General features: G+C 71.1%; 13 protein-coding genes. 6 read left to right on the top strand and 7 right to left on the bottom strand.

Features of this window, described 5'->3' with window-relative positions; translation table 11 throughout:
* The first annotated feature begins 99 nt into the window (after nucleotides 1-99).
* On the top strand, nucleotides 100-1,020 hold the full coding sequence (locus tag ACFFIA_RS38520; RefSeq protein WP_377261206.1) for a type IV toxin-antitoxin system AbiEi family antitoxin: 921 nt from the start codon (nucleotides 100-102) through the stop codon (nucleotides 1,018-1,020).
* Nucleotides 1,021-1,072: 52 nt separating this feature from the next.
* Here the strand turns inward: ACFFIA_RS38520 and ACFFIA_RS38515 are convergent, their stop codons facing one another.
* From ACFFIA_RS38515 to ACFFIA_RS38495, 5 genes are all read right to left on the bottom strand, one after another.
* Nucleotides 1,073-1,873 (bottom strand): HAD family hydrolase, encoded by an 801-nt coding sequence (locus ACFFIA_RS38515; RefSeq protein WP_377261203.1) that lies wholly within the window; start codon nucleotides 1,871-1,873, stop codon nucleotides 1,073-1,075.
* Nucleotides 1,870-3,225 (bottom strand): class II fumarate hydratase, encoded by a 1,356-nt coding sequence (locus ACFFIA_RS38510; RefSeq protein WP_377261382.1) that lies wholly within the window; start codon nucleotides 3,223-3,225, stop codon nucleotides 1,870-1,872. The genes ACFFIA_RS38515 and ACFFIA_RS38510 overlap by 4 nt, the downstream gene beginning before the upstream one ends.
* Before the next feature lie 221 nt (nucleotides 3,226-3,446).
* The gene (locus tag ACFFIA_RS38505; protein ID WP_377261201.1) at nucleotides 3,447-6,467 is read right to left on the bottom strand and encodes an AfsR/SARP family transcriptional regulator; all 3,021 of its coding nucleotides are present in this window, start codon (nucleotides 6,465-6,467) and stop codon (nucleotides 3,447-3,449) included.
* Nucleotides 6,468-6,729: 262 nt separating this feature from the next.
* On the bottom strand, nucleotides 6,730-8,397 hold the full coding sequence (locus ACFFIA_RS38500) for a fumarate hydratase (protein ID WP_377261199.1): 1,668 nt from the start codon (nucleotides 8,395-8,397) through the stop codon (nucleotides 6,730-6,732).
* Between the two features lie 144 nt (nucleotides 8,398-8,541).
* On the bottom strand, nucleotides 8,542-9,939 hold the full coding sequence (locus ACFFIA_RS38495) for a PQQ-binding-like beta-propeller repeat protein (RefSeq protein ID WP_377261197.1): 1,398 nt from the start codon (nucleotides 9,937-9,939) through the stop codon (nucleotides 8,542-8,544).
* A 130-nt stretch (nucleotides 9,940-10,069) separates the two neighbouring features.
* Here ACFFIA_RS38495 and ACFFIA_RS38490 point away from each other — a divergent pair, with 130 nt between their 5' ends.
* From ACFFIA_RS38490 to hisC, 3 genes are read left to right on the top strand one after another with little or no spacing between them, the layout of a single operon-like run.
* Nucleotides 10,070-10,693, top strand: a complete 624-nt coding sequence (locus ACFFIA_RS38490) for an RDD family protein (protein WP_377261195.1) — start codon at nucleotides 10,070-10,072, stop codon at nucleotides 10,691-10,693.
* Nucleotides 10,690-11,649 (top strand): RDD family protein, encoded by a 960-nt coding sequence (locus tag ACFFIA_RS38485; RefSeq protein ID WP_377261193.1) that lies wholly within the window; start codon nucleotides 10,690-10,692, stop codon nucleotides 11,647-11,649. The genes ACFFIA_RS38490 and ACFFIA_RS38485 overlap by 4 nt, the downstream gene beginning before the upstream one ends.
* Nucleotides 11,646-12,728: a histidinol-phosphate transaminase gene (gene hisC / locus ACFFIA_RS38480; protein WP_377261191.1), complete on the top strand. Its 1,083-nt coding sequence runs from the start codon at nucleotides 11,646-11,648 to the stop codon at nucleotides 12,726-12,728. Before ACFFIA_RS38485 ends, hisC begins: the two co-directional genes overlap by 4 nt.
* 22 nt (nucleotides 12,729-12,750) lie before the next feature.
* Here hisC and ACFFIA_RS38475 read toward each other — a convergent pair whose 3' ends face one another.
* A complete protein-coding gene (locus ACFFIA_RS38475; RefSeq protein WP_377261189.1) occupies nucleotides 12,751-13,344 on the bottom strand; it encodes a GNAT family N-acetyltransferase in 594 nt (197 codons plus the stop codon).
* Between the two features lie 198 nt (nucleotides 13,345-13,542).
* Here ACFFIA_RS38475 and ACFFIA_RS38470 point away from each other — a divergent pair, with 198 nt between their 5' ends.
* Complete coding sequence (locus ACFFIA_RS38470) at nucleotides 13,543-14,385, top strand: helix-turn-helix domain-containing protein (RefSeq protein WP_377261187.1); 843 nt, start codon at nucleotides 13,543-13,545, stop codon at nucleotides 14,383-14,385.
* 25 nt (nucleotides 14,386-14,410) lie between these two features.
* Complete coding sequence (locus ACFFIA_RS38465; RefSeq protein WP_377261185.1) at nucleotides 14,411-14,620, top strand: DUF397 domain-containing protein; 210 nt, start codon at nucleotides 14,411-14,413, stop codon at nucleotides 14,618-14,620.
* A gap of 111 nt (nucleotides 14,621-14,731) precedes the next feature.
* Here ACFFIA_RS38465 and ACFFIA_RS38460 read toward each other — a convergent pair whose 3' ends face one another.
* Nucleotides 14,732-15,979, bottom strand: a complete 1,248-nt coding sequence (locus ACFFIA_RS38460) for an outer membrane protein assembly factor BamB family protein (RefSeq protein ID WP_377261379.1) — start codon at nucleotides 15,977-15,979, stop codon at nucleotides 14,732-14,734.
* Nucleotides 15,980-15,992 lie beyond the last annotated feature (13 nt).

Raw genomic sequence — 15,992 nt, 5'->3', positions numbered from 1 at the left:
GGAGCGTCGCCGAGTTATCCACAGGCCACAGTGGATCAAGCGGCCGAGGTTGTCCACAGGCGGTACTGATCACGCCCACGGCTCGCGATCCTGGGCGGCATGGCACGCACATCCCACCGGCCACGACCACTCCAGTGGCAGGTCTTCCGGGGCAGTGACGCGGTCAAGCGCGAGCTGGTCTCCGCATACCAGCTGCGCAGCACATCCTGGGTCCGGGTGCGCCACGACGTCTACGCCGACTCGCGGATCAAGCTCGACCACCTGCTGGCCTGCCGGGCCACGGCGCTGCGGCTGCCGGTGAGCGCGGTGTTCGCCGGCCCCTCGGCGGCCTACCTGCACGGTGTCGAGCACGCTGCGGGCTACAACGACGACGTTCACGCCATCATCCCGCCCGACCTGCGGCTCCGGTCCCACCAAGGGCTGCGGGTCCACGCCGCCGAGGTCGAGGCAGACGAGGTGGAGGCGCGCGACGGGCTGCGCCGCACCACGCCCGCCCGCACGGTGTGGGATGTCGCCTGCTGGCTGGAGCTGACCCACGCGGTGTCGATCGTCGACCGGCTGCTCGGCCATGGCCAGATCGAGCCGGCCGACCTCGCCGAGGTGGCTCACCGCCACGCCCACCACTCCAGCCGGAGCCGGGCCCTGCGGGTCTTCGAGCTGGCCGATCCCCGCGCCCGCTCCGCGATCGAGTCCCGCCTGCGCATCCGGCTGGTCACCGCCGGGCTCCCCCGCCCCGTCGCCCGCCATCCGGTGGAGCTGCCGACCGGCCGGGTCCTGCACCCAGAGGTGGCCTGGCCGGAGTTTCAGGTGGCGGTGGAGCTGGATGGCCTCTGCCCCGGCGACCAGTCGCGCTGGGCTGACGACATCGACCCTGACCTGCTGCGCCGCTACAGTCGCCGGCAGCTCGTCGCCGCCGGCTGGGTCGTGCTGCCGGCGACGGTGCAGCAGGTGCGTCGCGACTTCACCGACTTCGTCACCGCCGTGCGGCGCGCTCTCCTCGCCCGCGGCTGGCAGCCGTGACCCCGTCGCACCGGCCGCCCGCGCGGTGGTCGGTGAGCGCGGCGGCGCCGGCTCAGCCCGTGTCGCTGGCGGCCGCGGCCGCCTGGCTGGTGACGCTGGCATCGCTGCTCGCCGGTGGGCTGGTGCTGACGGCGGTGGTGAGCGTGGTCGTGGGGCTCGTGCCCGCACCGCCCAGGGCGGCAAGCACCGCCGGCAGCTCGGCGAGCGACCGCACCTCGGCGTCCGGCGGTGGGCCGGCCGGGCGTGGCTCGCCGGCGCGGTTGAGCCACACCGCGCGCAGGCCGGCGGCCCGCGCGCCCACCACGTCGTGCTCCCACGAGTCGCCCACGTGCACCACGGCTCCCGGCGCGCATCCCGCCGCCTCCACCACCGCGGCGAAAAACTCCGGCGCGGGCTTCTTGGGCAGGCCGTTCTCCAGGGCATACACCTCAAAGGCGAATTCGCCGGCCAGCCCACACCGCTCGGTGCGGCTGTTGCCGTTGGTGGCAAACCCGATGGTGTACTTGCGGCGCAGCTCCGCCAGCACCGGCAGCGCGTCGGCGAAGGGGCGGCTCAGCGCAAACTGCCGGGCGAAGAAGACCTCGGCGACCCGTTCCAGCTCCGCCTCCAGCCCGATGCGGACGAGCGACCTGGTGAGCGCCGCCCGCCTGACCTCGCTCGCCGGTGCCGCCCGCATCACCGCGAAGGCCGGCGACCAGTCGGCGGCGAGGTCGGCCACGGTGAGGGCCTCGGCCGCCGGGGTCAGCCGCCGCATCTCCTCCAGCGCCGCGAGGAGTCCGCCGGCCACCGCGGTCGAGAGGTCGACAAGTGTCTCGTCGGCGTCGAAGACCACCGTGGTCAGCGGCACCGTCATGGGCGGGTCATCCGGAGCACGTCCAGCGCCTGTTCCAGCTGTTCCTCGGTGATCCGTCCAGCCTCCACGTGGCCCCGGTCGCGCACCACGGCCCGGATCGACTGCCCGGAGGCGAGCGCCTGCTTCGCGATCGAGGCGGACTCCTCGTAGCCGAGGTACCGGTTGAGCGGCGTGACGATCGAGGGCGACGACTCGGCGTACTCGCGGCAGATCTCCACGTTGGCCACCAGGTCTCGGATGCACCGGTCGGCGAGGAGGCGGCTCGATGAGGCCACCAGCGTGATCGACTCCAGCAGGTTGCGGGCCATCACCGGGAGCATGACGTTGAGTTCGAAGTCGCCCTGCGATCCGGCGAAGGCGACCGTCGCGTCGTTGCCGATGACCTGCGCGCACACCTGGCGCAGCGCCTCGCAGACCACCGGGTTCACCTTGCCTGGCATGATCGACGAGCCGGGCTGGAGGTCGGGGATCTGGAGTTCGCGCAGGCCGGCGCGAGGGCCCGAGCCCATCCAGCGGATGTCGTTCGCGATTTTGTAGAGCCCGACCGCGACCGTCCGCAGCTGGCCCGAGGTCTCCACGAGCGCGTCACGCGCCCCCTGCGCCTCGAAGTGGTTACGCGCCTCGACGAGCGGCAGCCCGGTCATCTCGCGCAGCCTGGCGATGACCTCGGGGGCGAAACCGGGCGGCGTGTTGACCCCGGTGCCCACGGCGGTGCCGCCGAGGGGCAGCTCGGCGAGGCGCGGCACGATCGACTCCAGCCGCTCGACGCCATACCGCACCTGCGCCGCGTACCCGGAAAACTCCTGCCCCAGCGTGACCGGAGTGGCGTCCATCAGGTGCGTGCGCCCAGCCTTGACCACGGTGGCAAACTCGTCGGCCTTCGCCTCCAGGGCAGAGCCGAGATGACGCAGGGAGGGCAGCAGATCGTTCACCACCGCGTCGGTCGCCGCGAGGTGGATCGACGAGGGAAAGACATCGTTGCTCGACTGCGAGGCGTTCACCTCGTCGTTGGGGTGCACCTGCCGGTCCAGCTCCCGGCTGGCGAGCGTGGCGAGCACCTCGTTGGCGTTCATGTTGGAGGAGGTGCCGGAGCCGGTCTGGAAGACATCCACCGGAAACTGGTCGTCGTAGCCGCCATCGGCCACATGCGCGGCCGCGGTGGCGATCGCCTCACCGACGTCCGCCGGCAGCACGCCCAGCCGCGCGTTGACCTGCGCGGCCGCCCCCTTGATCTGGGCGAGGGCCTTGATGTGCGACGGTTCGAGCCCGCGGCCAGAGATCGGAAAGTTCTCCACCGCTCGCTGGGTCTGTGCCCGCCACAGGGCGTCGGCCGGCACCTGGACCTCGCCCATCGTGTCTCGTTCTACGCGCCAAGCCTGCTCAGTCACCCACCCATCCTGACCCAATGATCGTCCACCTGCCTCATCGTCGGGCCAGTCTCACGTCGGCCATCGCCCGCGACGCTTTGCGCTCACGCCGCATCGCCGTGCGACGCCTCACCCCCACCGCCGCACACGACGCCTCCCCGCGCACGCCCGGCGACCCCGCGGGCGGCCGGCACCGCGCACGTCCCTCAGCGGCGTACCGCGCCCGCCGCCTGCGAGGCGTCCAGCTCGGCCAGGGCACGCTCCACCGCGGACGCCTCGGGAAGACCCATGTCGCGGCGGATGGAGAGGCACCGCTCCCAGTACCGCCGGGCCTGGGCGGGGTCGGCGGCCCGCAGCCAGGTGGCGAGCCCGTCCAGGGCGCGGGCCTCCTCGTAGCGGTGCTTGATCTGCCGCGCGATGGCCAGCGCCTGCGTGTGCTGCTCGCTAGCCTCGGCCGACCGGCCGGCGGCGGCGAGCATGATGCCCAGGTCGTTGCGGACCAGCGACTCGCCGCGACGTTCACCGATCTGCCGCATGATGGCCAGCGCCTCCCGGTGGTATCGCTCGGAGGCGACCAGGTCACCACAGAGGCGGTGCGCAACACCGAGGTCGTTGACCACCTCGCCCTCGCCGTATCGGTTGCCCGTGCGCCGTTTGATCTTGACGGCGCACCGGAGCAGGCGGATAGCCACGGGGAGCTGGCCGATCCGCAACCGCACCTGGGCGATGTGCCCGAGCGCGACCCCTATCTGGAAGTCGAGCCGGTTCTCGACCGCGAGCTGAAGGTGGCGGCGGTGCATGTCCAGCGCTTCGTCGTACCGGCCGAGCAGCATGTACGACATGCCGAGATCGGCCAGTGCGGACGAGATGCCCCGGTCGTTGGCCAGCCGCCGCCAGGTCGCGAGTGCCTGCTGGGAGCACTCCACCGCCTCGGTGAGGCGCCCGAGCTGCACCATCACCACGCCCAGGTTGCCCCGGCAGACGGCGGCGTCGCGCTCGTGGCCCAGCCGCTCGCGCAGCTTGAGGGCGGCCTCCACGTGCTCGATCGCGTCGAGGTACTCACCAGCTCGGAAGTACACCGAGGCGAGGTAGTTGTTCATCGTCGCCACCGCGGCGTCGTCGCCGGAGCGCTCCGCGGCGGCCAGCCCGTCGAGTTGAGTGGCGAGCAGGTCGTCGCTGTAGCAGCGGATGAAGAGAAACCGCCACATCGCGCGGGCGAGCTTCCAGGCGTACTCGTTGTGCCCGGTCTCGGCCGCCCGCCGCACGAACGCCGGCAGGTTGAGCCGCTGCTCCTCCAACCACGCCGAGCCCTCGTCACCAAACGGCACCACCAGGTCGGGGCGCATCGGCCGGCTGAGGTTGAGCGAGCCGTGCAGCAGCCCTCGCTCCAGCTCGCGGGTCGCGTCGGCCACCGCGTGCAGCGCCCAGTCGAGGAGCCGCCCGCTCGCGGCCTGGCGGGCGGCCTCGGGCTCGGTGGCGGTGACCAGCTCCCAGGCGTACTCGCGCATGAGGTCGTGCAGCCGAAACCGCCCCGCGTTGGGCTCCTCCAGCAGGTGGCGGTCGACAAGCTCGTCGAGCTGGTCCTGCGCCTCGGCGAGTGGCAGGTCGGCGAGCGCGGCCGCGGCCAGCGCGTCGAACCACACGCCCGGATAGAGCCCGAGCAGCCGAAACAACCGCTGGGCCGGATCGGGCAACTGCCGGTACGACAGCGCGAACGCACTCGCCACCGTGCGCTCCTCGGCGGCCAGCTCGGGCAGCACGGGCCGCTCGCGGCGCAGGCGGGCGGCCAGGTCGGCGACCCGCCAGCTGCGGCGATGGGCGAGCCGAGCGCCGGCGAGCCGGATCGCCAGCGGCAGGTATCCGCAGCGGCGCACCACCTCGACGGCCGCCGCCGGCTCGTCCGCGATGCGCTCGGGGCCGGCGACCCGGGCCAGCAGCTCGACCGCCTCCGGCTCGGCCAGGACCGGCAGCGGCTCCGGATGTACGCCGTCGAGCCCCACGAGCCGCCGCCGGCTGGTCACCAGCGCCAGGCAGCCGGGAGCGGCGGGGAGCAGCGGGCCGACCTGGGCGGTGCTGGCCGCGTTGTCGAGCACCACGAGGACCCTGCGCGCGGCCAGCTCGGTGCGCCAGAGCGTGACCCGCTCGTCCGGCGAGGGCGGGATCCGCTCGCTCGGTACGCCGAGCTGCCGCAACAGCGTGACCAGCGCGGCGCTCGGATCGAGTGGCCGCCGCTCGCTGTGCCCGTGCAGGTCGACGAAGAGCTGTGCGTCGGGATAGCGCCCGGCGAGGAGAGTCGCCACGTGTACGGCCAGCGTCGTCTTGCCGCTGCCCGCCATCCCGTCGATGAGCTGGATCACCGGGCCGCCCGGGTCGGCCCGCTCGACCGCCTCGACCAGCCGGGCCACGACCTCCCCGCGTCCGGTGAAGTCGGCCGCGGTGCGGGGCAGGCAGCGCGCGGGCGGAGGCGGCCGGCGGTCGTCGACCGGCGCGACCAGGTCGCCCACCAGGATCCGCTGGTGCATCTCGCGCAGCGCCGGCCCCGGCTCGATACCCAGCTCGTCGGCGAGCACCTTGCGCCCGTCGCGGTACACGCTGAGCGCGTCCGCCTGCCGGCCGGCGCGGTACAGGGCGAGCATGAGCTGGGCGCGCAGCCGCTCCCGCAGCGGGTAGCGCTCGACCAGGTCGGTCAGCTCGCCGAGCAGCTCCCGCTCCCGGCCCAGCCGCAGCTCGACGTCGACGCACTCCTCGATCGCCACCGTCTGCTGCTCGTCGAGCGCGGCGGCGCCCCGCCGCACGGCCCGGCTGGGGATCCCGGAGAGCGCCGGCCCGCGCCAGAGATCCAGCGCCGCGCGAAACGAGTCGCGCGCCTCGGCGAGCCGGTCGCCGTCGGCGGCGACGCGCGCCTCGGCGGTCAGCCGGGTGAAGACGGCGGCGTCCAGTTCGTTCAGGTCGACCCGTGCGGAGTATCCGGCCGGATCGGTCACGATCACCTCGTCGCCCACGGCCGCGGCGAGCGACCGGCGGAGGCGGGAGACGCAGGTCTGGAGCTGCCCTCGGGCCGTGGTCGGCGGTGCGCCGTCCCACATCGCGTCGACCAGGCGATCGACTGGTACGACCCGGCCCGCGTTAAGCAGGAGCATGCCGAGGACGACCCGGTCCCGCCCGGCGGTGACCGTGGCGTCCTCGGTGCCGCCCACTCGCAGCGGCCCCAGGATCCCGAAGCGCATGTCCGCTCCTGGTAGATCGGCCTTCATAAAATCTATCGCTGTTTCACACCAGTGAAAGCGACGTCCGGCACGTGGGACGGAGTCGCGGCTACGCCGGAGGTATCCGGACCGGCGCTCCACGATAGTGAAATGGCAGCGGATCGAGAGCCCTGGCAATCAGTATGGACGCGCGCGACCCGGTGACGGGGCCCGTGCCGCTCATAACGGGGGGTCGTCTTTCCGCAAAAAGGACAGGCGGCTATATGGGCGGGCGCCGACGATCTCAGCGCCGGCCGACGGTCAGCACGGGCTTTGTCACCTCTGCGAAGAAGTCGTTGCCTTTGTCGTCAACCACGATGAAGGCGGGGAAGTCTTCGACCTCGATCTTCCAGACCGCTTCCATGCCGAGCTCGGGATATTCGAGCACCTCGACGTGCTTGATGCAGTCCTGGGCCAGCCGCGCGGCCGGTCCACCGATCGACCCCAGATAGAACCCCCCGTGCTGGTGGCACGACTCGGTGACGCCGCGCGAGCGGTTGCCTTTGGCGAGCATGACGTGCGAGCCGCCCGCAGCCTGAAACTTCGACACGTACGCGTCCATCCGCCCGGCCGTGGTGGGGCCGAACGAGCCCGACGCGTACCCCTCGGGGGTCTTCGCCGGCCCGGCGTAGTAGACGGCGTGGTCGCGCATATACGCCGGCATCGACTCGCCCGCGTCGAGGCGCTCGGCGATCTTCGCGTGGGCGATGTCGCGCGCCACGACCAGCGGCCCGGTCAGCGACAGCCGGGTCTTCACCGGGTACTTGGAAAGCTCGGCCCGGATCTCGTCCATCGGCCGGTTGAGGTCGACCCGCACGACCTCCTCGGTCTCCAACTGCGCGTCGGTGACGTCGGGCAGGAAGCGGGCCGGGTCGGTCTCCAGCCGCTCCAGCCACACGCCGGAGGGGGTGACCTTGGCCAGCGCCTGCCGGTCGGCCGAGCAGGAGACCGCGATCGCCACCGGGCAGGAGGCGCCGTGGCGGGGCAGCCGGATCACGCGAACGTCGTGGCAGAAGTACCGCCCGCCGAACTGCGCGCCGATGCCGAACTGCCGGGTCAGCTCCAGGATCTCGGCCTCCAGCTCGACGTCGCGGAAGCCGTGCGCCTTCATCGAGCCCTCGGTCGGCATCGCGTCGAGGTACTTCGCCGAGGCGAGCTTGGCGGTCTTGAGCGCGTACTCAGCGGAGGTGCCACCGATCACCACGGCCAGGTGGTACGGCGGGCAGGCCGACGTGCCGATCAGCCGCAGCTTCTCGTCCAGGAACTGCATCATCCGCGTCGGATTGAGCAGCGCCTTCGTCTCCTGGTAGAGGTACGACTTGTTGGCCGAGCCGCCGCCCTTGGCCATGAAAAGGAACTTGTACGCGTCGGGGTGGCCGCCCGGGTCTTCCGCGTAGAGCTCGATCTGCGCGGGCAGGTTGGAGCCGGTGTTGCGCTCCTCCCACATCGTCAGCGGGGCGAGCTGCGAGTAGCGGAGGTTGAGCCGCGTGTACGCCTCGTACACGCCGCGCGCGATGGCCTCCTCGTCGGTGCCGTCGGTGAGCACGTGGCGGCCGCGCTTGCCCATCACGATCGCGGTGCCCGTGTCCTGGCACATCGGGAGCACGCCGCCGGCCGCGATGTTGGCGTTGCGAAGCAGGTCGAGCGCGACGAAGCGGTCGTTGGGCGAGGCCGCGGGGTCGTCGATGATCGAGCGGAGCTGGGCCAGGTGGGCCGGGCGCAGGTAGTGCGCGATGTCGTGCATGGCCTCGGCGGTGAGCTGGGTCAGCACGCCCGGCTCGACGGTCAGGAAGCGCCGCCCGCCCGGCCCGTTGACCACATCGACGCCCTCGTCGCTCACCAGCCGGTATTCCGTCTGGTCGACGCCCGTGGGCAGCAGGGGGGAGTGGGAGAAGGCTGCGGCGGCACTCATGCCCGTCCTCGCTTCGCTGCGGGCGGGCACGAGGCTCCAAGCACCCTGTGTTCGATGATTCGCTCGCTCCGCTCGCTCATGAGCGGCAAGCCTAAGCCAGCGGGCGCGTCCGTTCCCACCCGCCGGGCCATCCTGCAACAACGATCACTTGTCCTGGCCACAGGTAGGTTCCTTCGGGCCGTCGCAGAGCGAGGTGTCGGCGGGCGCGGGCGTGGCGCCGGGAGCGGTCGAGGCGCCGCCGAAGGGGATGAAGCCGATCTCCCGCTGCTCACCGATGATCATGCCGGTCGGCCCCACGGCCAGGACCTTCGCCGACGAACGCACCTCCACCAGCGTCCGCCCGCTGGCTGGCGCCAGCGCCACGACACGATCCGGATCCTCGGGTACGACGATCGCGGCGAACCGGGTGATCGCGGCGCCCGCCTTCGGGTCCGGAGTGTCGAAGCTCCACCGCGCCTGTTTAACCCCGAACTCGTACGAGCTGACCGACTTGGCGCCGGAGAGGCGGACCAGCGCGTACTGGTCGTCGACCGCCAGCAGCTTGTCCCCGTGCCCGCCGAGCCACAGCACGCGCCCGTCGTACGCGTCGAGCACCGCCTCCCGCCCGTCCGCGGTGACGCCCACGATCACGTTCTGCCCGCCGGCCGGGTCCTCTCGCTGGGCACAGCCGGCGCCATCCGCGGTACGCAGGTTGACCGCCTCATGCCGCCACACCTCCCGCTGGAGCGCGGGGTCGGTGGCGGTGACCGTGAAATAGCAGGTGCCATCGCCGGAGCGGGCCTGTACGCGGATCACCCGCCCTCCGACCGCCACATGCCGGTCGCGGCGGTCGGGCTTGAAGTCCTGCACCACGCGGCCGGCCGCGGTGTCCACCACGCGCACCTGCCCGTCGACCGGGAAACCGAGCAACGACGGCATCAGCACCGGACCGCCCGCGTCACCGGCGACCCGCCGCGTGTTGATCGGCTTGGCGTCGAGCACGTCGGGATTGTCGGCGAATAGCACGAAACCGACGCCCGGCAGGTCGACCGTCCACATCGGAGCGCTGCCGCGTGGCTCCCAGGCGGTGAGCTGGCACTCCTTGGCGTCACCGCAGCGCACGTCGAGCAGCGCGTTGCGGTACGTCCACACCGCCACCGCCTGCTTGTCGGTCCGGCGCACCGTGCCGCTGACCGGGTCGAGCACCTCGTACCCCTTGGTGAGAAGCTCGCCCACGACGACGACCGAGTCGAGCCCCTCGCCGGCGACCGCCGCCCAGTCCTTGTCCTTCTCCCAGAGCCGCGCGCCGGAGCTGATGCCGCGCGCCTCGACCGACGTACGATGCTCGACCACCACCGCGTTGCCGGCGAACGTCACGCTCTGCGGGCCGCTGCCGAGCCGCTGCTGCCAGGCGACGTTGGACGTGGCGATCGGCTGGCTCGTGTTGACCCATTCCCAGATACCGGGAAAGGGATTCCAAGTATTGGTGCTGACCAGGAAGACCAGCACGAGCAGGGCAGCGACTACCCAGCCCGCCCTGCCGTTGGCCCTCCCTTTAGCCACGCCGACACGGTAACGACACGCGGGATCTAATCCGGCTAGCGCGATCCGCCCGTGTCGATGCGGTTTGAGGTGATCTTCCCGTACAAGATCCGGGGGCGGGAGCCTCGCGGAAACCTGTAAGACTGTCCGCGTGACGCAACCGTCCACCCCTCCACCAGCGCCACAGCCGGGCGGCTGGCAGTTGCCACCGCCGCCCTGGGCCGCCACGCCGGTGCCGCCACCCCCGCCACCGCCCGCACTGAGCCCTGCCGGGCAGCCGCTCGCCAGCTTCACCGACCGGCTCCTGGCGTACCTGATCGACTACGCCGTCTTCGTCGCCTTCGGACTCCTGCTCGGGGTGCCGGCGCTGCTCATCTTCTTCCTCGTGGTCGCGCCCGACCTGTTCCAGATCCAGCCCGACGGCACGCCGGTCGAGCTGGGCTTCCTCGACTTCCTGCTGCCGCTGCTGTTGATCGAGGCTGGCTTCATGGTGGCGCTCGTCATCGCGTCGTACGTCTACTACGTCGAAATGCTCTTCCGCACCGGGCAGACGCTCGGCAAGCGGGCGATGAAGATCAAGATCGTCCCGCTCGCCCCCGACGCGGAGCTGAGCCGCGGCTCAGCGGCCAAGCGATGGCTGGTCGGATTCGTCGGCGCGTACTTCGTTGCCGGCTTCCAATACGTCGACGGATTCTGGCAGTTGTGGGACAAGCCATACCAGCAGTGCCTCCACGACAAATTCGCCGCGACCGTGGTCGTTAAGGTTCCTGCGTGAGCGTCGCACCTGGCTGGTACAAAGATCCGGCTGAGCCGAGCACCCAGCGTTACTGGGATGGTGAGGGCTGGGTAGGTGATGCCCTGCCCTCGGATGCCACCCCGCCTGACGGCCCGCCCCCGCCCAGCGCGCCGGCCCCGCCACCGGAGGCACCGACCACACCGGCCGCGCCACCTCAGGCCGCACCGCCGCCACCGGTCATGCCGCCGCCACCGGTCGTGCCGCCGCCGATCTCCGGGCCGCCCACGCCCAGCGGGCCGCCGCCGCAAAACGGCGCCCCCCAGCCCCTCATCCCGGGCCAGCAGTGGGGCCCCATGCCGCCGCCCGGCATGCGCCCGCCGCCCGGCTACCCCTATCCGCCGTACGCCTACCAGCCGCCCCCGCCGCCCCGGCCGCACGGGATGAAGCTCGCGCCGCTCGGCGCCCGCGTGGTCGCCCGGCTGATCGACATCGGCATAGTCGTGCTGCTCAACGTGGTGGTCAACGGCTGGTTCATCTACCGGTGGTACCAGGAGTACGCGCCGGTGATCCGGGAGTGGAACCGCCGGATGGCATCGGGCGAGCCGATGCTGCAAAACCTGCCCCAGCCCGGTGCCCAGGCCGACGGGCTCCAGGTCGCCATCTTCATCATCGGCATCGCCCTGTGGTTCGCGTACGAGGTGCCCGGTACCGCCAACACCGGACAGACGTTCGGCAAGCGCATCATGCGGATCAAAGTGATGCGGGTGGAGAGCGCCGAGCGGCTGGGCTTCGGCCGCTCGCTGCGCCGCTGGAACATCATGGGTCTGCCCACGTTCCTCTGGTCCTGCCTGGGCATCGGCTTCATCCTGCAGCTGGTGGACAACGTGTTCCCGTTCTTTGACCGCCCGCTCTACCAGGCGCTGCACGACAAGTCCGCGCAGACCGTCGTCGTCGAGGTGCCCGAGACCGCGGACGCACCTGGAGGTACGAAATGACCAAACTGACCCGCGCCGACCTGGAGGCACTGCCCAACTACGTGCCCGGCCGCAGCGCGGTCGACCTGGCCCGCGAGCTGGGCCTGCCCGAGGCGATCAAGCTGGCCAGCAACGAGGTGCCGTACGGCCCGCTGCCCGGCGTGGTCGAGGCGGTCACCGAGGCGGCGAGCGGCGTGCACCGCTACCCGGACATGGGCGTGGTGGCCCTGCGGGCGGCACTCGCCGAGCGGTACGAGGTGGCGGCCGACCGCATCGCCACCGGTTGCGGCTCGGTCGCCCTCTGCGAGCACCTGGCCCGCGCCACCTGCCTGCCCGGCGACGAGATCCTGTACTCGTGGCGCTCGTTCGAGGCGTACCCGATCATCGCGGCCACGACCGGCGCGACCAGTGTGCGCGTGCCCAACAACACGGCCCACGGCCACGACCTCACCGCCATGGCCGCCGCGGTCACCGACCGCACTCGCATGATCCTGGTCTGCAACCCCAACAATCCGACGGGTACCTCGATCCGCCGCCCCGACCTCGACCGGTTCCTCGACGCGGTCCCCGACGACGTGCTGGTGGTGCTCGACGAGGCGTACCGCGAGTTCGTGACCGACCCCGACGTACCGGACGGCCTGCGCACCTACGGCGACCGCCCCAACGTGGTCGTGCTCCGCACGCTCTCCAAGGCGTGGGGCCTCGCCGGCCTGCGCGTGGGCTTCCTGGTCGCGCAGCCCGAGGTGGCCGCGGCCGTACGCAAGGTGGTCACCCCCTTCTCCACCAGCGCCGTCGCCCAGGCCGCGGCGCTCGCGGCGCTGGCACAGCAGGAGGAGATGGCTCGCCGCTGCGGGCTCGTGATCGCCGAGCGCGACCGGCTCACCGAGGCGACCCGCAAGCTGGGCTTCGACGTGCCGGAGAGCCAGGCCAACTTCATCTGGCTGCCGCTCGGCGGCCGGTCGGCCGAGTTTGGCGCGGCGTGCGAGGCGCGTGGCGTGATCGTCCGCCCGTTCCCCGGTGACGGTGTGCGCGTCACGGTCGGTACGCCGGCCGAAAACGACGCCTTCCTCGCCGCCGCGGAAGCCGCCGCCCAGGTGTAAGGGCCGGCTCGCGAGATCGGCCTCAGTCCTGCCGGACGGGCTCCCGCCACATCGGCCAGTAGGGGGCCCCGTCCGGCACGGCGAACATCTCGCCCGTGCGATAGCCGTGCCGCGCGTACAGGTCGCGGCTGGGCGAACTGCTGGCCTCCAGGTAGGCGCCGATGCCGGCCGCGTCCAGGCGGGCGTGGTGGTGGCGCAGGAGCGTCGAGCCGACGCCCTCGCCCCGCCGGTCGGGGTGCACCGCCAGGTACGACAGGTGGTGGTGCGGCCGCCGGGGATGGCGGGCGGCGAAGAGGCGGTCGACGGTGCGAAACCGGTCGGCCCACTGACCACACGCCTTGACCAGCCGCTCGTCGTAGTCGGGCGGGGGCGGAAGGCGACGATCGTGCGGGAGCCACACCGCGACCCCCAACCGGTCGGCCGTCACGTGCACGTATCCGTAGCGCATCGCGTGCTCGATGTGGATGCGGACATGGCCGTGCATCACGGCCCATCGCTCGGGTCGCCGTGGCACGAGCCACACAGACACGGCGAGATGTTGGAAGGAATCGGCGATCAGATCGGTGATGGCATCCACGTCGCCGTGGTCGGCCCGCACGATCGACAGCTGCCTCAACGGCGTTCTCCCCCGATTCGGGCTTGTTTTGAGAACAGAACGCAGCGACTCACGCACCGGGCGTGATGCAGTTGACAAGTGACTATTAACCCGGTAGCCACACCAGAATGCACCTGACACACATGCAACGCAACTCCCGTTTTGATTCGCGGACGACCTTGGTGGCGCGCCGTGGATAGAGGTGCGAAACTCGCTGCCGTGTCTGGAAGTCCCACAGTTCGCCGCCGCCGTATCGCCCGAGAGCTCCGTCACCTGCGCGAGAGCGCGGGGATGAACCTCGAGCAGGCGGCGCGGCAGCTCGATATGTCCAAGAGCAACCTGTCCCGGATCGAAAACGCGCAGATCGGGATCAAGCCCCGCGACGTACGTGCCGCACTCGCCCTGTACCAGGTGACCGGCACCGACGCCGAGGCGCTCATCGACATCGCACGCGGCGCTCAGCAACGCGGGTGGTGGCAGAACTACAGCGATGTGCTGCCGGTCTGGTTCGAGTTCTACGTCGGCTTGGAGGCCGAGGCCTCCGCGGTTTGGACTTACGAGGCCGAAACTGTTCCCGGGCTGATGCAGACCGAGGATTACGCGCGGGCGGTTTACCGGCTCACCGCGGGCGACGACGACCTCGACCGCAAGGTCGCGGCCCGGATCCGCCGGCAAGAGGTGCTGCACCGGGAAAACCCCGTCGAGTTGTCAGCGGTACTCAACGAAGCCGTTCTCTTGCGCTCAGTGGGCGGCCCCGAGGTGATGAGCCGCCAACTCGACCATCTGGCGGATCTGTCGGAGCTACCTAACGTGACTATTCAGGTACTGCCGTTTTCAGTTGGCGGACATCCGGCAATGACAACACCCTACGTGATCATAAGCTTTCCCGACGCAGCCGACGAGCCGGTGGTCTATCTGGAGAATTTGACAAACGGGCAAGCCTTGGAAGAGCAGGATCACGTGCGCGGGTATACAATCGTCCACGAGAGGCTGCGCAAAATGGCGCTCGCTCCCGATGAATCGACCGCCTGGATCCGCAAGGCTTCTCGCAACCGTCCGTAATCAATCTAGGGACAAGGGGTGCGGAATGGCCGCCCTGGACCTGACCCGTGCCGCGTGGTTCAAGAGCACGCGCAGTAGCGGGAACGGCAACTGCGTTGAGGTCGCGATCCTCGACCGCGGGGTCGCGGTGCGCGACACTAAAGACCGGAGCGGACCGGTGCTGTTCTTCACGCCGGCCGAGTGGGAGACCTTCGTCGCCGGCACCAAGAACGGGGAGTTTGATCTTCACGGCTGACGACTCAACCGCACATCCGCCACGGCTCTCAAATCCCTAGGGGGCCGTAGTTTGCTTTTCGGGGGCACCTTCACCGGGTGCCCCCGTTCGCTTGCTGTCGGTTAAGGCTTTCTAGGTGCGCGCGAGGATTACCGGCAACGCACCAAAATACTCATCCGCCTCATCGGCATCACTGTTGTCAACCTCGGCCAGTCGCTCTACGGCGACGAAGCCGTCACCGGCGCGTACCAACCCCGGCTTCCAGTTGACGCGTTCGCGTCCGTACGCCAACAGGAAGCGTGACTTCTCTCTCCCCGTTGCCGGATCCAGAGTGACGAGGTCGCGCTTTTCCGTGAGCACGTGTATGGCATCGGACTGCGCGGCGAGCACTTTCGAGGCGTCGCCCCGCCACCGCCAGACTTCGGCACCACCGCGCAGCGAATGGGCCACGATGTCGCCGTCGACGTAGCCCACTCCGACATCGCCGACGATCAGAGCGCCCGGCGGGTCGAGGGCCGGCGCCGCGGTCACCGAGACACCGCCGGGCGCCTCCGCGTCGGCGAGGAGCCAGCCGCGCGCCCCGGCCGCCTCGGTGGTACGCAGCCCGGCACACGCGGACCGGGCCGGTGCGCAGCCGAGCGGCTCGACCTCCGGCGCCCGCGTGCCAGCCGGCGGCTCCCAGCGCCCCCGCGACTGCCCGGTCGCCACGTCGAAGAACTCCACCACCGGCTTGGGCGCGCAGGTGTCGACGGTGGCGTAGCTCCCGCCGGCCGTGGTGAAACCGCCCACCTGGCAATCCGGCAGTGCCCTGCGCCACAGCTCCCGTCCGGTGGCGACGTCGAGCGCCCGTAGGTAGGTGGCGTCGCGTACGAGCACGCGGTCGCCGGCCGTGTGCAGCCCTTCCGGCTCGTACACGGTCTCCGCCCCGGTGTTGCCCCCCGCGTATCCGGACTCCTCCGGCGGCTCGCCCTCGGCCCGCCAAGTGACCTTGCCGGTGCGGGCGTCGAGCGCGACGACATCGCCGTCGGACCAGCGCCCCAAGACGGTGGTGCCGGCCGCCACGACGCCGAGGAGCTCCTCCGGCCAGCGCCGGTACGACCAGTACGGGGTCCGCTGGGTCCGGGCGTCGACGGGCCCGTCGGCGCGCACCTGTCGGTTTGCGGCGTAGATGCGCAGCCGCCCGTCGACGATGAGCGGCGCCGCGGGGAGCGAGCCGATCACGCCGGGCTGTGCCGCGGGCGCCGCCGGGTATGCCGTCGTGGCGGCCGAGACCGTCTCGGCCGGCGCCAGCACACGGTAGGCGATCACACCGCCGACTGCCAGAACACCGGAAGCCGCCACGGTGACCGCGCCCACACGCAGCCAGGCCGAAGGTCGCATGCCCACGCCGGGC

Origin of the sequence: Phytohabitans kaempferiae, from assembly GCF_042433955.1 — a bacterium.
GTDB classification, from domain to species: Bacteria; Actinomycetota; Actinomycetes; order Mycobacteriales; family Micromonosporaceae; genus Phytohabitans; species Phytohabitans kaempferiae.
Note: the sequence above shows the minus strand (reverse complement) of the source record. Positions and strands in the feature narration are given on the sequence as shown.